The sequence below is a fragment of the Leifsonia sp. NCR5 genome, assembly GCF_002105485.1.
Taxonomy (GTDB): domain Bacteria; phylum Actinomycetota; class Actinomycetes; order Actinomycetales; family Microbacteriaceae; genus Leifsonia.
Genome location: NZ_NCSR01000020.1, coordinates 1 through 21,779 on the forward strand (window position 1 = coordinate 1; position 21,779 = coordinate 21,779).

General features: G+C 69.2%; 21 protein-coding genes. 9 read left to right on the forward strand and 12 right to left on the reverse strand.

The window, feature by feature from the left end; all coding sequences use genetic code 11:
• Window positions 1-78: 78 nt before the first annotated feature.
• Window positions 79-1,017: an SDR family oxidoreductase gene (locus B7438_RS15450; protein ID WP_085370579.1), complete on the forward strand. Its 939-nt coding sequence runs from the start codon at window positions 79-81 to the stop codon at window positions 1,015-1,017.
• A 39-nt stretch (window positions 1,018-1,056) separates the two neighbouring features.
• On the opposite strand, the gene B7438_RS15455 is transcribed toward B7438_RS15450, so the two are convergent.
• Window positions 1,057-1,836 carry an SDR family NAD(P)-dependent oxidoreductase gene (locus tag B7438_RS15455; protein WP_085370580.1) on the reverse strand — a complete coding sequence of 260 codons (780 nt, stop codon included), beginning with the start codon at window positions 1,834-1,836 and terminating at the stop codon, window positions 1,057-1,059.
• Entirely contained in the window at window positions 1,833-2,537 is a 705-nt protein-coding gene (locus tag B7438_RS15460) for a hypothetical protein (RefSeq protein WP_085370581.1), read from the reverse strand. Before B7438_RS15460 ends, B7438_RS15455 begins: the two co-directional genes overlap by 4 nt.
• Before the next feature lie 53 nt (window positions 2,538-2,590).
• Here B7438_RS15460 and B7438_RS15465 point away from each other — a divergent pair, with 53 nt between their 5' ends.
• The 3 genes from B7438_RS15465 (at window position 2,591) to B7438_RS15475 (ending at window position 5,846) form a co-directional block, all read left to right on the forward strand.
• Window positions 2,591-3,058, forward strand: a complete 468-nt coding sequence (locus B7438_RS15465; protein WP_085370582.1) for a MarR family winged helix-turn-helix transcriptional regulator — start codon at window positions 2,591-2,593, stop codon at window positions 3,056-3,058.
• 80 nt (window positions 3,059-3,138) lie between these two features.
• Window positions 3,139-4,854 carry a SulP family inorganic anion transporter gene (locus tag B7438_RS15470; protein ID WP_085370583.1) on the forward strand — a complete coding sequence of 572 codons (1,716 nt, stop codon included), beginning with the start codon at window positions 3,139-3,141 and terminating at the stop codon, window positions 4,852-4,854.
• Window positions 4,851-5,846 carry a DUF389 domain-containing protein gene (locus tag B7438_RS15475; protein WP_143465982.1) on the forward strand — a complete coding sequence of 332 codons (996 nt, stop codon included), beginning with the start codon at window positions 4,851-4,853 and terminating at the stop codon, window positions 5,844-5,846. The genes B7438_RS15470 and B7438_RS15475 overlap by 4 nt, the downstream gene beginning before the upstream one ends.
• 67 nt (window positions 5,847-5,913) lie before the next feature.
• Here the strand turns inward: B7438_RS15475 and B7438_RS15480 are convergent, their stop codons facing one another.
• The 6 genes from B7438_RS15480 to B7438_RS15505 form a co-directional block, all read right to left on the reverse strand.
• Window positions 5,914-8,163 (reverse strand): cell wall-binding repeat-containing protein, encoded by a 2,250-nt coding sequence (locus B7438_RS15480; RefSeq protein WP_085370585.1) that lies wholly within the window; start codon window positions 8,161-8,163, stop codon window positions 5,914-5,916.
• Between the two features lie 135 nt (window positions 8,164-8,298).
• On the reverse strand, window positions 8,299-8,763 hold the full coding sequence (locus B7438_RS15485) for an SRPBCC domain-containing protein (protein ID WP_085370586.1): 465 nt from the start codon (window positions 8,761-8,763) through the stop codon (window positions 8,299-8,301).
• Between the two features lie 9 nt (window positions 8,764-8,772).
• Complete coding sequence (locus B7438_RS15490) at window positions 8,773-9,417, reverse strand: dihydrofolate reductase family protein (protein ID WP_085370587.1); 645 nt, start codon at window positions 9,415-9,417, stop codon at window positions 8,773-8,775.
• A gap of 1 nt (window position 9,418) precedes the next feature.
• Entirely contained in the window at window positions 9,419-9,757 is a 339-nt protein-coding gene (locus B7438_RS15495; protein WP_085370588.1) for a helix-turn-helix transcriptional regulator, read from the reverse strand.
• 266 nt (window positions 9,758-10,023) lie between these two features.
• Window positions 10,024-10,533: a hypothetical protein gene (locus B7438_RS15500; protein WP_085370589.1), complete on the reverse strand. Its 510-nt coding sequence runs from the start codon at window positions 10,531-10,533 to the stop codon at window positions 10,024-10,026.
• A gap of 120 nt (window positions 10,534-10,653) precedes the next feature.
• Complete coding sequence (locus B7438_RS15505; protein ID WP_085370590.1) at window positions 10,654-11,127, reverse strand: iron chaperone; 474 nt, start codon at window positions 11,125-11,127, stop codon at window positions 10,654-10,656.
• 165 nt (window positions 11,128-11,292) lie between these two features.
• Here B7438_RS15505 and B7438_RS15510 point away from each other — a divergent pair, with 165 nt between their 5' ends.
• Entirely contained in the window at window positions 11,293-11,928 is a 636-nt protein-coding gene (locus tag B7438_RS15510; RefSeq protein WP_085370591.1) for an HdeD family acid-resistance protein, read from the forward strand.
• A gap of 92 nt (window positions 11,929-12,020) precedes the next feature.
• On the opposite strand, the gene B7438_RS15515 is transcribed toward B7438_RS15510, so the two are convergent.
• Entirely contained in the window at window positions 12,021-14,018 is a 1,998-nt protein-coding gene (locus B7438_RS15515) for a S9 family peptidase (protein ID WP_085370592.1), read from the reverse strand.
• A complete protein-coding gene (locus B7438_RS15520; RefSeq protein WP_085370593.1) occupies window positions 14,015-14,785 on the reverse strand; it encodes an SDR family oxidoreductase in 771 nt (256 codons plus the stop codon). The genes B7438_RS15515 and B7438_RS15520 overlap by 4 nt, the downstream gene beginning before the upstream one ends.
• 109 nt (window positions 14,786-14,894) lie before the next feature.
• Between B7438_RS15520 and B7438_RS15525 the strand changes: the two genes are divergently transcribed.
• The 4 genes from B7438_RS15525 to B7438_RS15540 all read left to right on the forward strand — a co-directional run bounded on the left by B7438_RS15525 (window position 14,895) and on the right by B7438_RS15540 (window position 17,747).
• Complete coding sequence (locus B7438_RS15525) at window positions 14,895-15,398, forward strand: NfeD family protein (RefSeq protein ID WP_085370594.1); 504 nt, start codon at window positions 14,895-14,897, stop codon at window positions 15,396-15,398.
• Complete coding sequence (locus B7438_RS15530) at window positions 15,395-16,531, forward strand: SPFH domain-containing protein (RefSeq protein WP_085370595.1); 1,137 nt, start codon at window positions 15,395-15,397, stop codon at window positions 16,529-16,531. Before B7438_RS15525 ends, B7438_RS15530 begins: the two co-directional genes overlap by 4 nt.
• Window positions 16,528-17,277 (forward strand): glycerophosphodiester phosphodiesterase family protein, encoded by a 750-nt coding sequence (locus tag B7438_RS15535; RefSeq protein WP_085370596.1) that lies wholly within the window; start codon window positions 16,528-16,530, stop codon window positions 17,275-17,277. Before B7438_RS15530 ends, B7438_RS15535 begins: the two co-directional genes overlap by 4 nt.
• A gap of 98 nt (window positions 17,278-17,375) precedes the next feature.
• Entirely contained in the window at window positions 17,376-17,747 is a 372-nt protein-coding gene (locus tag B7438_RS15540; protein WP_085370597.1) for an RNA polymerase-binding protein RbpA, read from the forward strand.
• Between the two features lie 23 nt (window positions 17,748-17,770).
• On the opposite strand, the gene lnt is transcribed toward B7438_RS15540, so the two are convergent.
• On the reverse strand, window positions 17,771-19,300 hold the full coding sequence (gene lnt, locus B7438_RS15545; protein ID WP_085370598.1) for an apolipoprotein N-acyltransferase: 1,530 nt from the start codon (window positions 19,298-19,300) through the stop codon (window positions 17,771-17,773).
• 46 nt (window positions 19,301-19,346) lie between these two features.
• Window positions 19,347-21,776 (reverse strand): RNA helicase, encoded by a 2,430-nt coding sequence (locus B7438_RS15550; protein ID WP_085370599.1) that lies wholly within the window; start codon window positions 21,774-21,776, stop codon window positions 19,347-19,349.
• Between the last annotated feature and the right edge of the window lie 3 nt (window positions 21,777-21,779).

Here is a 21,779-nt window from a genome sequence, read left to right on the forward strand (position 1 = left end):
GGCGGTGACGGAGTGGGCATGTACTCTGCCCGCGCAAACGCGCAGGATGGACTCCTGCCCATCACGAGGAGAGCGCCCATGCCCCGCACACCCATCGACATCGCCGTCCCGGAGCTGCGCGGCCGGCTCGCGCTTGTGACGGGAGCGAGCGACGGCATCGGCTACAACATCGCCGCGCGGCTGGCTCGCGCGCACGCGGACGTGCTCATGCCGGTCCGCAACCGGGAGAAGGGCGAGGCGGCCGCGCAGCGCATCCGCGAAGCCACGCCGGGCGCGTCCGTGCAGGTGCGGATGCTCGACCTCTCGTCGTTGGACTCGGTCGCGACTCTGGCGAACGACCTGGTGGCGGAGGGACGACCCATCGACATCCTCATCAACAATGCCGGGGTCATGTCGCCGCCGACCAGGCAGGAGACCGTCGACGGTTTCGAGGTGCAGTTCGCGACGAACCACCTCGCACATTTCGCGCTGAGCGCCCGGCTGCTGCCGCTGCTGCGCGACGGCCGCGCCCACGTCACCACCCAGGTCTCGGTGTCGGCCAACCAGCACGCGGTCAACTGGGACGACCTCCAGTGGGAACGCTCGTACGGCGCGTTCACGTCGTACTCGTCGTCCAAGATCGCGCTCGGGCTGTTCGCGATGGAGTTGCATCGCCGCAGCGTCGCCGGCGACTGGGGGATCCGCAGCAACCTCTCGCATCCGGGCATCGCGGCGACGAACCTGCTGGCGGCGCAGCCCGGCATCGGCCGGCAGCACGACACGATGGCGGTGCGCAGCATCCGGGGCCTGTCGCGGCTCGGCGTCCTGTTCGGCACTCCGGAGACGGCCGCGCTCCCCGCGGTGTACGGGGCGACCAGTCCCGAAGCGCTGGGCGGTCGCTTCTACGGCCCGAAAGGGTTCAACCACCTCAGCGGCGCGCCGGCGGAGGAGCCGCTGTACAGCCGGCTCGCGAGCGCCGAGGACGGTGCGAGGATCTGGGACCTGTCCGAGCAGCTCGCCGGGGTGCGCTTCGGGTGACCGCCTGGCCCCGACCGCCGCTGTCCCGACGCATCCCGGCTAGCGCAGCACCGATCCGCCCGCGACGTCGAGGACGACCCCGCTGGTCCACGCCGACCGGTCGCTCGCGAGGAAGACGCACGCGTCCGCGACGTCCTGCGGGGTGCCGAGACGACGCACCGGATGCGTGGCGATCAGCTGGGTCTGGATCTCGGCCGGGATCATGGCCTGGTTCCGCTCCGTCAGGATCGTCTCCGGCGCCACGCAGTTCACACGGATTCCGCTCGGACCCGCTTCGGCCGCGAGCCACTTCGTGAGCAGTTCGATGCCCGCCTTCGCCGCCGCGTATGCCACAGGCGACTGCGGCGTCGGACGGCGCGCCGCCGCAGACGACATGGTGATGATCGCGCCGGACCCACGCTGCTTCATCCCGGGCAGGACGCCGGCGATGGTGGCGAACGTCGCCGTGAGGTTGGCGTCGACGGCCGACCGCCACTGCTCGACAGTCATGTTCTCAAGCAGTCCGGGACGCACCGGGTTGCCGCCCGCGTTCGCGACGAGGACGTCGATCAGGCCGAGCTGCCACTCGACCTCGGCGACCATGCGCTCGATGTCGTCGGGCTCCGTCACGTCGCCGAGCACGACGGCCGCCCGGCCTCCGGCGGCGACGATCCGGTCGCGAACCACGGCTGCCGCCTCCGCGTCCCTGCCGTGCACCGCGACGGCAGCGCCCTCCTGCGCCAGCGCCGCCGCGATGGCCGCACCGATACCGCGCGAACTTCCGGTCACCCACGCGACCCTTCCGTCCAGCAGTGCGCCGGGGCGCGCAACAGCGTTCATCGCTCCTCCCGCCCTGGCACGTCGTGCCGGTTGCGCGGCAGCAGAAAACCGGCCGCCAGAAGCCACGCCAGACCGAGGAAGCGGCCGACTGGCAGCAGGACGGCGAGGGGGGGCAGGACGAGAGCGAAGAAAGAGAGCTCGCTGAGCGCGGCGACGACGAGGCCCGCCCAGGCGAACCAGCGCGGGGTGAGCCGCAGAATGAGGGCAGGGACGGCGATCCCGGCCAGCAGCAGCCCCAGGCCGCCGACGAAGCCCACCCCGCCGATGGCGTACGTGACGAACGCGAGCGTATGCAGCAGCGCGGGGGACTGGCCGGAGACCGGCTGCCCGAGTGCCCAGGTCAGCAGTCCGGACAGCGAGAGCAGCACAGACGCGGCGATGCCGCCGAACAGGGCGATGGTTGGACCCGGGACGCGCACCCCCAGTCGGAGCAGCCGCGCGTAGACGGTGGCGGCGTAGATACCGATCGGGACCGAGGCGGCGAAGACGAGGAAGCCGGTGAGCGTGACAGCGTCGCGATGCCCCGAGAAGTAGCCGCTCACGGCCGCGGTCGACCCCGTGGGCGACGGAAAGAAGTTACCCGCGGCGATAAGCGGCGGCACGGCGACGGAGGCGATGGTGAGAGCGAGGGCGACGATGCCGAGGACCCCAGCATTGGGCCCGTCCGGTCGGCGTCTGCGCGTCGCTGGGGTTTGCGTCATAGGCAGAATGATTCACCATATGAATTAGTAAGTCAATGCTCTATTGTGGAGCCATGCCCATCCCGAGCCGACCGGCGCGCATCGGATTCCTGCTGACCCAGCTCGGCACTCTCGCCGCAGAGAACTTCGCAGAGAAGACGCGTGCACTCGGGATCGCACCTCCGGAGGCGGGGGTGATGCGCATCCTGGGCAGGAACCCCGGGATGAACCAGCGCGAGCTCGCCGACAAGCTGGGGGTGGCGCAGAGCCGCGTCGTCGCGCTGATCGACTCCCTGGAATCCGCGGGCCTGATCGTCCGGGAGCGCAGCGCGACCGACCGCCGCAGCCAGATCCTGTCGGTAACGGATGCTGGTCGCCGCCTGCTCGGCGAACTGCGGACAGCGGCGGAGAGCCAGGAGGCCGAACTCGCCGACGGGTTGAGCAACGCCGACCGGGACCAGCTGTACGCGTTGCTCCTCAAGCTCAGCGCGGCGAGGGGTCTCGATCGCGACGTGCATCCGGGATACCGCGCCGGCGAATAGGGGAGCGGCGGGCAGGGGAGCGGCGGCGCCGGAGAACGTGGGGACTGCCCGGAAGCCGCCAGGCTGACTAGCGTGGGGCCATGCGGCACACGCTGAGGCGCTGGTTCAACCGTAAGACGCTCGGGAAAGACCTCATGGCGGGGCTGGTCTTGGGTGCGGAAAGCGTCCCGGACGGGCTGGCATCTGGTCTGCTGGCCGGCGTGAATCCGCTGGCCGGCCTGTACGGCTACCTCTACGGGATGGTCGGTGCCGCGCTCTTCACGAGCAGCACGTTCATGGCGGTGCAGGCGACGGGGGCGATGTCGCTGGTGATCGCCGACGCCGAGCTGGCGGCCCGGCCGGATCCGGACAGGGCGCTGTTCACCCTGGCCGTGCTGACAGGGGTCGCGATGATCGTCGCCGGGCTCCTCGGCGGCGGTCGCCTGGTACGTTTCGTGCCCACGGCGGTCATGACGGGATTCATCACGGCCGTCGGGCTGAACATCGTCCTCGGGCAGCTGCCGAATCTGACAGGCTACGACGCGCGCGGAGCGAACCGCATCGTGCGGACGGTGGACCTGCTCGTGCACATCGGCCAGTGGAGCGTGCCCGCCGTGATCGTCGGGGCGGTCACCATCCTCACCATCGTCGTGCTCCAGCCCACGCCCGTCGGCGGTCTGGGGCTCGTCGTCGCCGTCGTCCTGGGCTCGGTCGTCGCCGTGCTCCTCAACCTGTGGGTGCAGGCGCAGGTCGCGGTGCTGGGCGACAGCGTCACCGTCCCGGCGGGGCTTCCCGGTCCCGTCCTCCCGTCGCTCGGGGACGTGCCGACCCTGATCATCCCGGCGATCTCACTCGCGTTCGTCGGTCTGGTGCAGGGTGCAGGCGTCTCGGCGGGCATTCCGACGGCGGACGGCAAGCCGGCGGACGCATCCAGGGACTTCATCGGCCAGGGCGTCGGCAACATCGTGTCCGGCGTGTTCCGCGGGATGCCGGTCGGCGGGTCGATGTCGGCGTCGGCGCTCCTGGTGTCCGCGGGAGCACGCACGCGGCTGTCGCTGCTAATCTCCGGCGCGGTGATGGCGCTGGTGATCCTGCTGGCCTCCGTGCCCGTCGCGCACACCGCGATGCCGGCGCTGGCGGGGCTGCTCATCGTGGTGGGCGTGACGTCGATCCGTCCCGCCCGCATCGCCGCCGTCGTGAAGGGCGGCGCACTGCAGACCGCCATCATGGCCGTGACCTTCATCCTGACTCTGCTGATCCCGTTGCAGTTCGCCGTCCTGGTCGGTGTCGGGCTGGGCATCGTCCTGTTCGTGGCACAGCAGTCCACCCGGGTCCGCGTGCGGCAGGTGATCATCGACGCCAGGGGCCGGATGCGCGAATCCGACCCGCCCGCCGAGATCCCCGGGCGCTCCGTGGTGATCCTTCGGCCGTACGGGAGCCTGTTCTTCGCGAGCGCGCCGCTGTTCGAGCAGCAGCTGCCCGCGGTGACGGCTCGCTCGGCCGGGTCGGTGGTGATCATCCGGCTCCGCGGCGCCGAACAGCTCGACCTGGCACTCGTGGAGGTGCTGCGCAGGCTCGCCGCGTCCCTCGCGGCCGTGGGGTCCTCGCTCAAGCTGGTGGTGAGCGAACCGGAGGTGCAGCTCCAGATCGTCGCCTCCGGTCTCGCGGACGAACTGGGCGCGCAGAACATCTACAAGGGCGACGAATGGGTGGGCCGCGCGGTCCGCCGTGCCAACCGGGATGCGCTCGCGGCGGTCGGTGCGCTGGGGGAGAGGGGCAGACAGGGGGAGAGCGGCGCACAGGGGGAGAACGGATGAACGCGGTCGCGGACATGCGTGCCGCCGTCTTCTTCGAGGGCGTGCAGGCGTCGTCGAAGTTCAGCCGGTTCTGGCTGCTGCTGTGCCTGTCGTCCGTGATCGCCGCATCCGGTGTCGTCGGCGACTCAGCAGCCACCGTCATCGGCGCGATGATCGTGGCCCCGTTGATGACCCCGATCCTCGGGATCGTGCTGGCCACGGTCACCGGGGACAGACGCAACCTCCTGCTGAGCTGGATCCTGGTCGCCGTCGGCGCGGCCACGGCGGTCGCGATCGGCTACCTGGTCGGTCTGCTGGTCGCCGCTCCCGTGGTGGCCGCCACGAACAGCCAGGTCGCCGCGCGCGTCTCTCCGAGCCTGATCGACCTCCTGGCCGCGCTCGCGACGGGCGCGGTCGGCGCGGTGGCACTGGTCCGGAAGGACATCTCCGACACGCTGCCGGGCGTCGCGATCGCGATCTCGCTCGTTCCGCCGCTCTCTGTGGTCGGCCTGACACTGGAGTCCGGCTCGTGGAGCGAGGCCGCCGGCGCACTGCTGCTGTTCGGCGCGAACGTCGCGGCGATCCTCGCGACCGGGGTCATCATCCTCACCGGCTACCGGATCGGCTCGGCCGCACGCGACGCCCGGACCACCACGGGGGAGTCGCTGGTCAAACGAGGCTGGGGGAGGCGCCACCGTGCGATCCTCTCCATCGTGGTGACGCTGCTGATCATCGGCGTTCCCCTGGCCATCACCTCCGCCCGTTTCACCGACCAGGAACTGCTGGAGAACTCCATCCGGCAGGCGGCCCAGCCGTGGGCGCAACAGAACGGCTGGGAGATCACCCAGCTCACGGCGACCAGCACCGACGCCATCCTGACCCTCACCGGTGAGCCGCCGATCCCCGAAACGAGTTCGCTGGAGGACGTGCTGAAAGCGCAGGGGATCGACCCGGCGCAGTTCACGGTGCGGTTCGTTCCCGCGTACACGGTTCAGTTGGGTGGCGACGGGTGACGCCCTCGGCGTGACCTCAAGCTTCAACGTTCTGCTGGGTTCCCGTGCCCCCGGAGCAGGGAATGCGTCAACAGTTGCGGAGCCAAGCGACGTCCGCTCCGACCGCGGATGTGCCGCCGAGAATCGTCACCGATGTCGGGCGGAGGCGCTGGATTGCGCGGAAGGTGTCGACGGGGACGCAACCGCCCGGAACGGTGGCCAGCGTCGCGCCGGTGCGTCCGGCGAGCGGGGCGGCCGCGAGGGCATCCGGAAAATTCTGACCGGTCGTCAAATAGATATGCGTCGACGGTGTCCCGAACCCTTTGAGCACGGCCGCAGAGACGGCATAGCGATCCGCACCGCCGTAGCGAGTGGTCGTAGCGATGCCACGCAATCCGGCCAGGATCCCGTCGCTGACGGCAACCGGGCCGCCGACGACGGCGATCGACGACGGGTGGAGACCCCGGATGAACGACGCGTATCCCGCAGGAAGTCCAGCCCAGCCTCCGGGGACGAGCAACAACTGCCCGCCGGATCGCGCCGCGGCCGCGCCGGCGGTGACCGCGTCCGCGTATCCCATGCCGGTCGCCACGAACAGCGGCTTCCCCGGGTGCTGGTTCGCCGCGACGATGCCGCGGGACACGGCATAGCGGTCCGGTCCGCTGACCCGTTGCACCGTGGGAGCGAGTTTCCGCAGTTGAGCGACCACGGCGTCCGAGACAGCGGCGGGTCCTCCGACGACGACGATCTTCGACGGCGCAAGGGTGACGATCCCTCCTCGAGTCGCAGCGGGCAGAGCACCCCCCAGCGTGAGGAGCAGTGGGCCGTGACTCGCTGCCGCGAGTGGGCCGGCAGAAAGGGCGTCCGGAAAATTCTCGCCCGATGCGACGTAGAGGACAGGGGCTCCGGAGGGGAACGCAGCTCGCGCGATGGCGACGGCGGCCTCGTAGCGGTCACCGCCGCCGAGGCGCTCTGCCGTGGCGTCGCCCACGGTGGCGATGCCGGTGCGGGTCACGAACCAGGGCCGCCCCTGCGCGTCGAACGCGGCGCGGAATACCGCAGTGTCGTCGACGGCGCCGCGCAGAAGCGCGCCATCCGGGCGCAGCGCAAGAACTTGTGAAGCGCCAGGGATGTCTCCGCCCCGGACGGTGTCACCCGTCAGGAGGATGGTGCCGTCCGGCTCGGCGGCGAGGGGCCAGAACTGACCGTCTGACAGCTCAGCGCGGTCCTGCACAGAACCATCGACCCCAAGCGAGAGAATGCGTGACATCAGCTTGCCGTCTGACGTCACCGAGTGATCGACGATCCAGAGACGCCCCCCGGATTCGATGCCCGTGAACAGTTGCGCACTTGAGACAGACAGGGGGATCGGTCGCAGATTCGCCGGGGTGGTGCCGACATAGACGGCCTGCGACCCATCCTGCTTCACCACATTGATCCACGTTTCCGATCGTTGCGCCTGCTGGGTCCCTGGCAACAGGCTGACGCCAGCGCCGAGCGGCCTCTCAACGACAGACCCATCGGCCTGTACCAGCCCGACTCGGCCGACCGAGTCGCCGACGATACCTCCGACGTACCAGAGAGAATTGCCCGTGCCAGGCCACAGGTTCGACGCCACGCGGCCTGCGACGCCGGGCGGAACGGTGACCGTCCCGTCCGGAGCGATGCGAGTGAGGGATCCACGCACGCCCACCCATGCGCCGCCATCGTCCGTGGGAACGATGGAGTATGCGTCCCCGGCCACAGCGAAGGGGCGGGCGACGCCGTGAGCGACTCGAACAACGATGTCAGAAGTGGCTGAATCCTGAGCCGACGAAGCCTCGTACCACGCCGTGCCGTCGCTTCCCGCGATCAAGCCGCCCGTCAACGTCGTCCCTGCCGGCTGGGGGATCTCGGAGACCGCACCATTGAGCGCGATATGCATGACGTGCGGGACGTACGCCTCGCCGACGGCGACCACATAGAGGAACCCGCCTCGGTCATCGCGAACGAGGTGGGCGCCCACCCAGGACAATCCGCCTGGGGGATAGGCCGCGAAGCGTGTATACACGCCGTCCGTCGTCATCCGTCCGACGTCATCCGTCCCGTGGAGGAACCACAGAGCACCGTCAGGGCCGGTAACGAGCGGCGACTGCGTTTGGAATGTGTCGGTGGCCTGCGGAAAAGGGAACGTCTCCGTCACGAGCACCCGGTCGGCGGCCGGTGTGGTCACCGTACGGCTCGAGGCCGATTTCAGTTGGGCGGCGGATGCCGGGGCAGCCGCGCCCAGCAAGCCCGCCAGGATCGCCCCGATGGCGAGCGCGATGGGCGCGACCTGCCTCCAGCTTGTTCTGCTCATCTCCGGCTCCTTCTTCAACGCTGCCGTGAGTGATGCTACGCGAACGCACGCCCGCGCCGATGTCCCGCGAAGGGGGCGGGCTGGTCAACTAGCTGACATAATGTGCATTATCAGCTACAGACTGTCTGGAGTTGGCTACCGCGCGAGATACCGCTCCAACGCGTCGAGGAGGCCACGCGTGCCGGCCTCGCGTCCGTCGCCGTCCGCCCAGAATCGATCGAAGAAGATGCCGTGCTCGATGTGGGTGAAGCGCGTGCCCTCGGCAATGGGCTCGAACTCCAGTGAGGCGAGCGACGTGGACATGTGCTCTCCGTCGAGCCACATGTCGTACGTGGTGACGATGCGTGAGTGCTCGACGATGTCCGTGTAGGTCGCCTCGTATCGCGACAGCGGTCCGTTGTGGAACTGGCCTTCGTCGATGTCGCGCCCGCCGACGCGGAAATCGAAGGCCCACGCACGGGCCTCGGCCTCGTCACCTGCTCCCCACCAGCTCCGCTTCTGCTGTTCGTCCGCGAACGCTCCCCACACCTTCTCGACCGGTGCGGGATAGTCGCGGGTGAGGGTGAAGCCGGAGCGTGCAAGCCTGCGTTCGTGTGTCACGTGGGTCTCCTATCGGGTCAGGGTGACGTGGATCACGCCACTCTCGGCGACTTCCGACGTCACGGTGTGCGTGGCGTCGAAGCCACTGAGCTCGTCCCAGAGCCGATGGCCGCGACCGAGGAAGACGGGAGCGATCATGAGGTGCAGGTCGTCGACGAGTCCGGCGCCCAGTGCTGCGCGCGCCGTGCCGTAGCCGCCTCCGATGCGCACATCCAGGCCACCCGCCGCATCGCGCGCCTCGCGGACGACGTCGTCGATGGCGGCGTCGCGGAAGTGGAACGTCGTGCCGCCCTCCATCGCGATCGAGGGGCGCGGTGCGGAGTGGGTCAGCACGTAGACCGGGGTATGGAACGGCGGATTCGGACCCCACCAGCCCGTCCAGTCTGAATCGGTGGGATGGGCGTGGAGTCCGAACATCCCGGCGCCCATGATTTCGGCGCCGATGCCGTCGAAGAACGCGGCACCGTAGCGGTCGTCGACTCCGGTGGTGCCTCGCCCACTGGTGTCGCCGAAGATCTTTTCGCGGAAGGTGCGGGTCGCGGTGTACGCGGCGGTGAGCCGGCTCCAATCCTCGCCCATCGGGTTGTCGGGCGTCTGGTCGGCTGGGGTGAAGCCATCGATGGACGTGAAGAGATCCATGCGGACACGGGACATGTCAGTTCTCCTTCTGGGTTGCGCGGGCGAGGTGGATGCCGAGCGTGTCGGCCTGGTGTTCCGCGGGGGTGCGCTGCTCACCGAGCCATAGCTGCAGCACGTCGAGAGCGCCCGGACGCAGGCTCACCGTACGGACACGGCCCTGCTTCTCCGACACGATCACCCCTGCGTCCTCGAGCACCCCGAGGTGCTGCACGAACGACGGCAGGGTCATCGCGAACGGCTCGGCCAGCTCAGACACCACCGCCGGAGACACGGCGAGACGCTCGACGACAGCTCGGCGCGTAGGATCCGCGAGCGCGCGGAGCACGGCGTCGACCTCATCGTAATACTTTGGCATTTGCCTAAGTATAGTCAGAGCAGCGGGTCGGTTCGCAAGCCCCATCCGTCAGCGGGTGATCCCCGCTGTGCCACCGAAGAGGAGTTCCACACCTTCTCCCCCTGCAAGACTGCGTGGATGCACATCGAGGACCTGCAGCACGAGGTCGAGTCGGTCTCGGAATACTACGCCGAGCGTCACACGATCGACCGACCGACGACTGGTTCCTCCTGAAACTCACCGAGGAGGTCGGCGAACTGACACAGGCCTACCTCGTCCAGGCTGGGTCACTGAGCGCATTCCTGCGACTGCTCGGTGATGATCCAGCTCGCTCCCCCACGTTTCATGACGACCGTGCCGCAATCGCCTGACGCCAGATAGGTGACGAAGAGCGTGGCATCCGTCGGCGTCTCCTGCTTGACCGCGACGTCGACGGCAGCGTCATCGCCCACCGCTCGGTAGAGCGCAGCCGTCGCGGCGATCATCTCTTCACAACTGCCGACCGGCGTGGGCACTGTGCCGTTGAGTTCCGCGATCATGCGCGCAACGAGATCGGGTGAGAGTGCGGCACAGGCCGCATCGACGTCGGGCGTACGTGAGGCCGTGAGCCAGGCGAGATAACTCTCGACGGCCCCTGACGCGGCCTGATCGGTCGGAGCGGGAGAAGTCGGCGCCTGGGTCACCACAGCAGCAGGTGAGGGCGTTGCGGTCGGCGCCGTCGCACACCCGCTCAGTGCCATTAGCGCGATGAGCCCTATGCCCGCCACATCCAGAGATCGCCTGCCCCACGAAGTCATGGCTCAATCATGGCAGACCCCGTTATCGCGTCCGCCTGACGGACACGTACGTGCCTCGACCGGAATGACCGCCCGCCTCAGAACATAAATATCACAATCCCATCGAGGCCGATCCACCACTCACCCCGCCGCCCGCCGCACCAACTCCACCGCCCGCGCCAGCACCGCGTCGCTCAACGTCTCCAGCGCGTACGCCACCGGCCACATCTCCCCCTCGTCCAGCCGCGCCGTCTCGTTGAATCCCAACGTCGCGTATCGAGTCTTGAACTTCTCCGCGCTCTGGAAGAAGACGACGACCTTCCCGTCCTTGGCGTAGCCGGGCATCCCGTACCAGGTCTTCGGCGCCAGCTCCGGGATGTTCGCCGTGATCGCCGCGTGCAGCCGTTCGGCGAACTCTCGCTCGTCGCCGTGCATCTCGGCGATTTTCTCGAGCACGTCCGCCGCGCCGTCCGCCGTCGTGGAGGCGCCGCGGCTGCGGCTGCGTTTGACCTCTTTCGCGCGTTCTTTCATGGCCGCGCGCTCTTCGGCGGTGAAGGGTGTCGACGACGCGTTCTGCGCGTCGTCCGCGTCTGCTGCTGGCGATTTCGTGGTCATGTGGCGCTCCTCAGTGAGTCCCCCGCACTCGACGTTAGCGCGCCGCCCCCGTCCGCCACTCCCCCTCGAAACGCCGCAACACCCTCCCGGCGAACACCCAGTCAGCGCTAGTGTCGGCAGCAGAGCCGCTCTCGCACGCGGCACCGAAGGATCAAGGGGATCATCATGACGTCACCAGGCTCCACCTCAGCTCCGTTCCAGGAGTTCGCCCTCAACGCCGCCGACCTGACCCGCGGCGCCATCAACGGCGTCAGGGCCGCCCTCGGCATCAGTGGCGCCGTCGCGGTCATCCTCGGCGTCGTCCTGCTGTTCTGGCCGGTCAAGACGCTCGCCGTCGTGGCGTTCTTCCTGGGGCTGTACTTCATCGTCGCCGGCATCATGCGACTCGCCATCGGGATCTTCAGCAAGGGGATCACCGGCGGCATCCGCGCGATGCACATCGTGTTCGGCGCCCTGCTGGTGTTCGCCGGGATCATCGCCCTCAAGAACGTGACCGTCGCTGCGGCCACGCTCGTCATCCTCGCCATCGCCTTCGTCGGCGTCGCCTGGATCATCGAGGGCATCATGTCCATCGCGGAAGCCGGCCGTGCCGCGTCGTCCGGATGGGCGATCACCTTCGGGATCATCAGCATCCTGGCCGGGATCGTCGTGCTGTTCCTTCCCGCGTCGTCCGCGCTGTTCCTGCTCGTGTTCGCCGCGGTCGCGCTGATCGTGCTCGGGATCATCGGGATCGTGCGCGCGTTCACGTTCGGCAGGGACGTGCTGGCGGCGACCTCCGCAGCCACGACGGCTACCGCCTAAACAGCAACACAACGAAAACGGTCCCTGACCACCGCGCGAAAGCTCGGCGGTCAGGGACCGTTCGTGTCTCCGGATGCGCCCGGATGCGCCCGTCAGCGCCGGTTCTGCGCGCTCGGCAGGTGCCTCGCCCACCAGTCCAGGATCGCGTCGAACCGCTGCTGCCGGTGGCGCGGCCGCCCTGCACGGCTGAGCTCGTGGTCCTCTCCGGGGAAGATCAGGAGTTCCGCATCCACCCCGTTGCGCTTCAGCGCGGCGTAGTAGCGCTCCGCCTGCCCGAGCGGGCAGCGCAGGTCGTTGGCGGAGTGCAGCACCAGCGTGGGCGTGCGCACCTCGCCGACAACGGCCTGCGGGCTCTGCGACCGGATGAGGTCGGCGTCCGTTCCGACGTACTCGTCGCCGAAGAAGCTGCCGATGTCGCTCGTCCCCACGAACCCTTCCGGGTCGAGGAATCCTCGCTCGACGATGGCGGCGGCGAAGCGGTGCTCGTGCCCGATCGTCCAGGCGGTGAGGTATCCCCCGTACGAGCCGCCCATGATGCCCACCCTGGATGCGTCGAACGCCGGGTTCTCCGCGATGGCGCCGTCGAGGAAGTCGAGCACGTCGGTGAAGTCGACCGTGCCCATCGCCTGCCGGATCACGCGCCCGTGCTCCTGCCCGTATCCCGCGGAACCGCGCGGGTTGCACATCACCACGGCGTACCCTGCCGCCGCATAGACCTGCGCCTCGTCGAACACGCTGCCGGTGTACGCCGCGAACGGCCCACCGTGGATGTTCAGCAGCACCGGATGCGGACCGTCGCCCTCCGGCGCGACCACCCAGCCGTGCACGGGATACCCGTCGCGCGCCGTCACGGTCAGCTCCCGGACGGGCAGCACGCCCGCCGCGCGCAGCCCGGCCGAGAAGTCGGTGAGCTTCCGCAGGCCGCCGTCGGCGACGATGGCGACGTCGCCGGCGGTCTCCGCGTCTGCGACGGAGGCGACGACCGCGTCTCCTGCCACCCCGACTCCGCCGACAACGCTCGTCGCGTCGGTCAGGCGCCGCACGTCGCCGCTCGCCGTGACCGCCGTGAGCACGAGCGCTCCCCTGCTGCGGTCAGTGACGAGCACCGAGTCGTCCTGGTACGCGACGATGGCGCTCTCGGTGAGGTCGACCGTCTCCGGGTCGGTGAGGCGGCGGGGCGCGTCACCCGGCTGGTCGATCGCGTAGAGCGCCGCGCTGCGGCCGACGAAGTCCCTGCCGCTCTCCCCCACGTCCTGGGCGGTGAAGTACAGCACGCCGTTCAGCCCGTACGCGAGCTCGGCGACCGAGAAGCTGCCGTGCTCCGACGTGACGTCGCGCGGCTCCCCCGACCCGTCGGCGGCCAGCAGGAACACGCTGGAGCGCAGGTCGTCGTCGCGGCTGTCGTGGCGGGCGGAGACGAACGCGATGGTCGCGCCGTCCGGTGAGAGCGTGACAGAGCCGTCGTCCCACTCCCCCGTCGTCAGCTGCTCCGGCTCCTCCACCAGCGGCGTGGATGCGGTGCTCCCGTCCGCCTCGGGCGCGGCCTCCGCGACCGGCTCGCCCCACACATCCGGCACGGGCACGCTGAACAGATGCGCCCGGCGGTCGACGATGTAGCCCAGCCCATTCGCCTGATATTTCAGTGTGCGGATGTGGCGGGGCGGCTCGGCGCTGGCCTCCAGGCCTTCGACCGTGCCGTACCTGCCCTGTTCGGGCACGCGGCTGACGAACACGAGGGTGCGGCCGTCGGGCGACCAGGCGAACTCGGAGACGCCGAGCTTCCGGTCGGTGACCTGCTCGGGCTCTCCGCCCGCCGCATCCACCACGTACAGCTGCGGCGCGGCCTTGGGCACCGCGCGCAGGAAGGCGATCAGCCGGCCGTCCGGCGAGAACCGCGGAGCGGTGTCCCGGAAGCCGCGGGTGAGCCGCTTGGGCGCCGCGTGGCCGGTGAGCGGCACGGTCCAGAGCTGCCCGACCGTCGCGTCCGCCTCGAGCGACGGATGCGTCACAGACACCACGGCGCGCGCACCACCGGGATGCACGGTCGGCGTGGAGACGCCGGTCAGCAGTCCGAGGTCCGCGGCCTTCATTCGGCCACCGGCACGAAATCGGACACGTCACCGACCAGGCGGGTGTGGTCGGCCGGGATCGGGTCGACGACCGCCTGGGCGATCTCTGCCGCGAACTCGCTCACGTTGTAGAGCTTGCCCGCCGCCTCCTTACGCGCGTCGATGGCGCCCGGGTTCAGGCGGTTGAGGAGCGTCGCGGTGATCGTGCCCTCGATCATGTCGCCGGAGACCACGACGAACTCGATCCCCTTCTCCTCGAGAGCAGGCAGCAGCGCGCGGAGCGCGTCCTCCCCCGCCCGCTTGCTCTCGGCGACGGCCGTGTACTCCGGCATCGTCGGCGTGGTGGTGATGAAGTGCGCCTGGTGGCTGGTCACGAACACCACGCGGGAGCCGGGGGCGAGCAGCGGGAGGGCGGCGTTCAGGGTGTTGACCTGCGCATCCCGGTTCAGCTGCATGGCGTAGTCCTCGGCCATGCCGGACTCCATGCCACCGGATGCGTTCAGCACCAGGATGTCGAGGCCGCCCCACTCCTGGCGGACCGTGTCGAACATCCCATCGACCGACGCGGGCTCGGTGAGGTCTGCCCCCACCGTGATGGCGGTGCCTCCCGCCTCCCGGATACTGTCCGCGAGCTTGACGGCGCGGGCCTCCTTGTTGCGGAAGTTGATGACGACGGCGGCCCCGGCCGACGCGAGATACTGCGCCGTGTCGGCGCCGATGCCGCGAGACGAACCGGTGATGAGCGCGCGCTTCCCGGCGAGGGAACCAGCTGCGAGAGGGTTGGACACGAAGACTCCTAGAAAGATGGGTTTCTCGTCCCTGAGACTACCAAGTGGGTTCCGCGCCGCCGGTTCGGCACCTGCTACGGTCGTCAGTACGACAGTGAAGGGAGTCGCCGTGGACATCGCATCCTTCGCATGGATCGCCTGGCTGGTCCTCATCCTGGTCTTCATCATCATCGAGATGCTCACCCTGGACTTCGTCTTCCTGATGATCGCCGTCGGAAGCGTCGGCGGCCTCGTCTCCGGCCTGGTCGGAGCGCCCTGGTGGCTGCAGCTGATCATCGCTGCCGCGCTCTCGATCATCCTGATCTTCTTCATCCGGCCGCCCCTCCTGCACGCACTGAAACGCGGGGGCGACCCGACCAAGAGCAACGTCGCCGCACTGATCGGCATGTCCGGCACCGTCGTCGACACCGTCTCCCGCACCACCGGCCAGGTCAAGCTGGCGGTCGGCGAGACCTGGACGGCGCGCCTCGCGACCGGCCTCACCGCCCCGCCGGCGCAGCTGGTGCCCGGCGAGCACGTCGTCGTCGTCTCCATTGAGGGGGCGACCGCCGTGGTGGCGCCAGCCCCGATCGCCGCGGGAGCCGACGACTTCACAGAAAGGAGTGCGTCGTGACAGACGCCAGTCAACTGGTCGTGGGGATCGTGGTGACGGTCATCATCGTCATCATCGTGATCTTCGTCCTGGTCACCCTGTTCCGGGCGATCCGCATCATCCCGCAGGCGCGCGCCGGCGTGGTGGAGCGGCTCGGCAGGTACCACAAGACGCTGAGCCCAGGGCTCAACGTGGTGGTGCCGTTCGTGGACAAGGTGCGGCCGCTCATCGACATGCGCGAGCAGGTGGTCTCCTTCCCGCCGCAGCCGGTGATCACCGAGGACAACCTGGTCGTGTCGATCGACACGGTCGTCTACTTCCAGGTGACGGATGCGCGTGCCGCGACGTACGAGATCGCGAACTACCTCGGCGCCGTCGAGCAGCTGACCACCACCACGCTCCGTAACGTCGTCGGTGGCCTCAACCTCGAAGAGGCGCTGACCAGCCGCGACAACATCAACGGCCAGCTGCGCATCGTCCTCGACGAAGCGACAGGCAAGTGGGGCATCCGAGTATCGCGCGTCGAGCTGAAGGCGATCGACCCGCCCATCTCCATCCAGGACTCGATGGAGAAGCAGATGCGCGCAGAGCGTGACCGCCGAGCCGTCATCCTCACCGCCGAGGGCACCAAGCAGTCCGAGATCCTCAACGCCGAAGGTATGCGGCAGGCCGCCATCCTCAAGGCGGAGGGTGACGCGAAGGCTGCGGTGCTGAGGGCCGAGGGTGAGGCGAAGGCCATCACGACCGTGTTCGGCGCCATCCACGAGGGGAACCCGGACAACCTGCTGCTGGCCTACCAGTACCTGCAGACCCTGCCGAAGCTGGCCGAAGGCCCGGCGAACAAGCTGTGGATCATCCCGAGCGAGCTGACCCAGGCGCTGCAGGGCATCGGCAAGGCGTTCGGCGACAAGGGAGTTCCCGGCATGCCCGGGATGCCCGGCTCGTCGGGAACTCCTGCGCCGGTGGACAGGGATGCCGTGAAGGCCGCGCAGGCCGACGCGGCAGCAGCAGCCGCCGACGCGCACGCCGAGGCGGAGGCGGCCACGCGAGCGGCCGCAGAGGCTGCGGCAGCGGCAGCTCCGGATGCGGGCGTCACCCCCGCAGCGCCCGCCGAGGGCGACGCGGCGCCCGGAGAGCAGACTCCGCCGGCGTGACGTTCCTGAGCGGTCCTCTCCCCCGGATCATCGCGCACAGGGGCCTCGCCGTCGGGGCACCGGAGAACACCCTCCTCGCGTTCCTCCGCGCGCTGAACGCGGGGGCGACGCACCTGGAGACCGACGTGCACGCGAGCGCGGACGGGGTCGCGGTCATCAGCCACGACCCCGACCTCTCCCGCGTCGCCGGGCGCGCCGTGCGCGTCGGCCAGCTCACCATGCCGGAGCTGAGGCGCATCCAGCTGGGCGATGGTCAGTCGTACTGCTCCCTCGCGGACGCACTCGACGCGTTCCCGGACGCCCGCTTCAACATCGACATCAAAGACCTCGCCTCCGCCGCCCCGGCCGCTGCGGCCATCCTGAAGGCACGCGCCACCGACCGTGTCCTCATCACCAGCTTCGACGAGAAGCGCAGGAGCGCGGCCGTGGATGCGCTGCCCGGCGTGGCGAGCTCCGCCTCGGTCTCGCGCGTCCTCCCCGCGATCGCCGCCGCCAAGGCCGGTTCGACCTCCGCCGTGCGCCGCGCGCTGCGCGGTCTCGTCGCCGTGCAGGTCCCCGAGCGGCAGGGCCCGCTGCGGCTCGTCTCGAGGCGCACCGTGCGCATCCTGCACGACGCCGGCGTGGAGGTTCACGTCTGGACGGTGAACGATCCGGCCGACATGACACGCCTGCTGGGCCTCGGCGTCGACGGCCTCGTCACCGACCGCTGCGACACACTGAAAGCGCTGGTCGACGCACGAATCTGACCTGAGAGGGCCCTGAGAGTACGGGTCCGACGGAAAGAGAACCCCCAGCTTGTGGGTTTATAACTGTGAAGCACGCGCGCACAGAGGAGAACCACACAATGGCAGATCGCAGTTTGCGCGGAATGAGGCTTGGCGCCCAGAGCTTACAGAGCGAAGAAGGCGTCGTGTACTCCCCGCGTTCCCGTTACATTTACCTATGCCCCGAATGCGGCAAGGAGACCGACATGGTCTTCTCCGCCGAGGCTGATGCACCCCAGACCTGGGAGTGCAAGCACTGCGGCCACGAGGCCACCCTGCTGGTCGGCGACACCCCCGTCGAGGTCGACCGCTCGGACGTGAAGGTGCCGCGCAGCCACTGGGACATGCTGCTCGAGCGCCGCACCCGCGCCGAACTCGAGGAACTCCTCGAGGAGAGGCTCACCTACCTGCGCTCCCGGCGCGGAACGGGCGAGCACAAGATCGGCGCCTGACCCCCGCCACACCGAGGCCGTTCTCACCCCACCGGTGAGGACGGCCTTTTCCGTGCGCCCCAGGCGATGAGGAGACCGAAGAGACCGAGGCCGGCGACGAGGAACTCGATGCCGCGGCTGAGCAGGGTGGCCGGCGTGGTCGTCGTGCCGAGCGGGACGTCCGCGATCATGTGGCCGGGCTTGAACGGCGGGATCTCCGCGATCGTCCGGCCGCTCGGCCCGATGATCTGGCTGCTGCCGACGGTGGAGATGTTCACCAGCGATCGGCCGGCCTCGATCGCGCGCAGGCGGGCGATGGCGAGCTGCTGCTCGTTCTCGTCGGTCTGCCCGAAGTCGGCGTTGTTCGTCTGGGCCAGGATGACCTGCGCGCCGCCCTGCATCATGTCGGTGAGCAGCTGGTCGTCCACGATGTCGAAGCAGATCGAGATCCCGGCGCGCACGCCGCTCACGTCGAAGACGTTGTCCCTGGTGCCCGGGGTGTAGTCGCGGCCGATCAGGTCGATCAGGTCGGGCGCGAACGGCCGCCAGAACGCCCGGTCGGGCACGTACTCGCCGAACGGCACGGGATGCTTCTTGTCGTAGTAGTCGACGGCGCCCTTGCCGTCCTTCCAGAGCAGCGAGGTGTTGAAGTACTTGCCGTCGCGGTAGGTGATCGTGCCGACGATGAACGGCGCGCCCATCTTGCGGCTCAGCGCATCCAGGATCGCCGCGGACTGCGGGTCGCGGGTGGGGTCCGGCTGGGCGGCGCCCTCCGGCCAGACGACCATGTCGGCCTTCTCGTCCTCGATCTTCTCCGTCTCGGCGATCTGCGAGTTGAGCACAGCATCCGGTGGCGCGTTGTCGAAGTAGCCCGCCGGGCCGTTGCCCTGCACGGCGGCGATCCTGGTGGTGCCGCTGGTCGTCGCGGGCCACGCGGGCACCACCAGCACGACGGCGACGGCGCCGATGGCGATGGATGCGCGCCACGCGCCCCGCAGGTCCGCCACGAAACAGACCTCCAGCAGCAGCGCCACCAGCCACACCATCACGAAGCTGAGCCCGGAGATGCCGAGCCACGCCACGAGCGGCGCGAACGGGCTCTCCGCCTGGGACTCGGCGACGCGGCCCCAGGAGAACCCGCCGTACGGCCAGTTGCCGGACACGTACTCGCGCAGCGTCCAGAGGCCGCCGACGATCACCGGCAGCAGCCCGAGGCGTCCCAGCCTGGTCGGCCAGGCGCGCGGCACCCAGCGGTACGCGAGCGCGATGAGCATCCCGCCGAGGCCGTAGAAGATCGCCTCCAGCGTCGAGAGGGCCACCCACGGGAGCGGTCCGAGGTACAGCGCCGTCCAGGCCACGTGGAACAGGAAGAACGACTCCCCCGCCACCCAGGCCACCAGGAACGCGCTGCCTGCTCTGCGTCCCCGCACGGCGAGCAGCACCATCGCGATGCCGACGAAGGTGAGCGGCCACCAGCTGCGATCGGGGAACCCCGCATCCAGCACCGGGCCCGCCCCCACGGCCAGGACCAGTGCGAGCCAGAGGGGCAGCACGGCGCGGGGGGTCTGGGTCACGAATGGAGAGCTTAGAGGACGTGGTTCGGCGTTCGCCGCAGAAATGCTAGGCGACGGATGAGTAAGCAACGATGCCGCGCCTGATCGATTCGAGTGCCTGCCGTGCCGTGCGTCCCACCGGGCCCTGCGCGACGAGTGAGAGCTGGTCGAGCAGGTCGATGGTCTGCTTCGTCCAGCGCACGAAGTCGCCGGCGGCCATGTCCGCCTCGGAGAGCACCGTGTTCAGGCTGGTGCCCTTCGCCCACGCGTGCATCGCCATCGCCAGACTGGTCGACGGCGGTTCGCTGCCCGGCAGCCTGTTCTCGCGTTCGAGGTCGTCGAGTCTGCTCCAGATGTCGATGGTCTTGTCGAGGGCAGGCCGGAATGCTCCGCGCGGGAGGGTGCGCTCGTGCGCGAGACCTTCGTCGCGGCGCGGCTCGAAGACCAGGGCGCAGGCCATCGCTGCGAGGCTCGGCGCATCCAGCTGGTTCCAGATGTTCCTGCGCAGGCATTCCGCCACGAGCAGGTCGCGTTCGCCGTAGATGCGCTTGAGCGTGCGGCCGTGCACGGTGAGCGTCGTGACGTCGTCCTCACGGTTCAGGTAACCGAGTTCGAGCAGGACGTCGGAGACGCGGTCGAAGACCTTGGCGACGGCTCCGGTGCGCGACCGGATCTGCGAGCTCAGGGCGTCCGTCTCGCGCTTCAGCTTCCACCAGCGCTCCGCCCACCTGGCGTGGTTCTCCCTGTCCGGGCAGCGGTGGCACGGGTGCTCCTTCATCCGCTTGCGCAGCGCGGTCAGCCGGCGCTGGCGCTTGTCGCGGTCGGCCCGGGAGGCGTGCTCCATCGAGGAGCCCTTGCGCTCCAGGTCGCTCAGCTCGCGCCGGATGCCCGAGTACTCGCGGAAGTCGCCCAGGTGGCAGGTCATCGCCTTCTCGTACCCGGCGAGCGACTCCTCCTGCTGGCGCACCTTGCGCGCCAGGTCGACAACCGCGCGGTCCGCCTGGAACTGCGCGAACGACGACTCCAGGATCTCCCTGGTGCGCTCGCGCCCGAACTGGTCGATCAGGTTGACCGCCATGTTGTACGTCGGGCGGAAGCTCGAATTCAGCGGGTAGCTGCGGCGGGACGCGAGCGAGGCGACGGCCTGCGGATCGAGGCCGTCCTGCCACTGGATGACCGAGTGGCCCTCCACGTCGATGCCCCGGCGGCCGGCGCGCCCGGTGAGCTGGGTGTACTCCCCCGGCGTGATCGGGACGCGCGCCTCCCCGTTGAACTTCTCCAGCTTCTCGAGCACCACGGTGCGCGCCGGCATGTTGATGCCGAGCGCGAGCGTCTCCGTGGCGAAGACGACCTTGACCAGCTTGCGGCGGAACAGTTCCTCCACCACCTCTTTGAAGGCGGGAAGCAGGCCTGCGTGGTGGGCGGCGACACCGCGTTCGAGTCCTTCGAGCCACTCCCAGTACCCGAGCACGGCGAGGTCTTCGTCGAGCAGGGTCCTGCAGCGTTCCTCGACGATCGCGCGGATCTCGTCGCGCTCGTGCTGCTGGGTCAGCTTCACGCCGGAGCGGAGCGTCTGGCGCACGGCCTGGTCGCAGCCGTTGCGGCTGAAGATGAAGAAGATGGCCGGGAGCAGGTTGTGCTCGCCGAGCAGCTTGACGAGGTCTGCCCTGTCCATCCGGTAGGTGTCCGGACGGCCGCCCCTGGAGTGGTAGCGCCCGACGTCCCGCATCTGCCTGCTGCTCAGCACCCGGCCGCCGTAGCGCGCCATCTGCACGAGCTCCGGGTTCACCCGGTTGGTCGCAGCGAGGCCGGACGAGTCGAACAGGTCGATCAGCTTCGACCGCATCAGGATGTGCTGCTCCAGCGGGACGGGACGCTCCTCCGACACGATCACGTCCGTGTCGCCGCGCACCGCCTGCAGCCAGTCGCCGAACTCCTCGGCGTTGGACACCGTCGCACTCAGCGAGACCATCCTGACCGACTGCGGGAGGTGGATGATGACCTCCTCCCACACCGCGCCGCGGAACCGGTCAGCGAGGTAGTGGACCTCGTCCATCACCACGTATGCGAGGTCGGTGAGCAGGTCGGAATCGGCGTAGAGCATGTTGCGCAGCACCTCAGTCGTCATCACGACGATGCGCGCGCGGGAGTTGACGTTGGTGTCACCGGTCAGGAGGCCGACGGACTCCGGCCCGTACTCCTCCACCAGCTCCTGGAACTTCTGGTTGCTCAGCGCCTTCATCGGCGCCGTGTAGAAGACCTTCGCGTTCGGCTCGCGCATCGCGAGGAACACGGCGAACTCGGCGACGATCGTCTTGCCGGCTCCCGTCGGAGCGGCGACCAGCACGCTCTTGCCCTCTTCGAGGCTCGCGCAGGCTTCGCGCTGGAACGGGTCGAGGTCGAAGCGGAGCCCCGCACGGAAGGCCTCGACGAGAGGCTGGCGGGTGCGCGTGCGCGACGCCGCGTAGCGTTCGGCTGGAGACAGCTGATCGGTCACACG

Coding starts and splice junctions, on each gene's coding strand:
- B7438_RS15450 (WP_085370579.1), top strand. CDS start 79: ATGCCCCGCACACCCATCGACATCGCCGTCCCGGAGCTGCGCGGCCGG.
- B7438_RS15455 (WP_085370580.1), bottom strand. CDS start 1,836: ATGAACGCTGTTGCGCGCCCCGGCGCACTGCTGGACGGAAGGGTCGCG.
- B7438_RS15460 (WP_085370581.1), bottom strand. CDS start 2,537: ATGACGCAAACCCCAGCGACGCGCAGACGCCGACCGGACGGGCCCAAT.
- B7438_RS15465 (WP_085370582.1), top strand. CDS start 2,591: ATGCCCATCCCGAGCCGACCGGCGCGCATCGGATTCCTGCTGACCCAG.
- B7438_RS15470 (WP_085370583.1), top strand. CDS start 3,139: ATGCGGCACACGCTGAGGCGCTGGTTCAACCGTAAGACGCTCGGGAAA.
- B7438_RS15475 (WP_143465982.1), top strand. CDS start 4,851: ATGAACGCGGTCGCGGACATGCGTGCCGCCGTCTTCTTCGAGGGCGTG.
- B7438_RS15480 (WP_085370585.1), bottom strand. CDS start 8,163: ATGAGCAGAACAAGCTGGAGGCAGGTCGCGCCCATCGCGCTCGCCATC.
- B7438_RS15490 (WP_085370587.1), bottom strand. CDS start 9,417: ATGTCCCGTGTCCGCATGGATCTCTTCACGTCCATCGATGGCTTCACC.
- B7438_RS15495 (WP_085370588.1), bottom strand. CDS start 9,757: ATGCCAAAGTATTACGATGAGGTCGACGCCGTGCTCCGCGCGCTCGCG.
- B7438_RS15500 (WP_085370589.1), bottom strand. CDS start 10,533: ATGACTTCGTGGGGCAGGCGATCTCTGGATGTGGCGGGCATAGGGCTC.
- B7438_RS15505 (WP_085370590.1), bottom strand. CDS start 11,127: ATGACCACGAAATCGCCAGCAGCAGACGCGGACGACGCGCAGAACGCG.
- B7438_RS15510 (WP_085370591.1), top strand. CDS start 11,293: ATGACGTCACCAGGCTCCACCTCAGCTCCGTTCCAGGAGTTCGCCCTC.
- B7438_RS15515 (WP_085370592.1), bottom strand. CDS start 14,018: ATGAAGGCCGCGGACCTCGGACTGCTGACCGGCGTCTCCACGCCGACC.
- B7438_RS15540 (WP_085370597.1), top strand. CDS start 17,376: ATGGCAGATCGCAGTTTGCGCGGAATGAGGCTTGGCGCCCAGAGCTTA.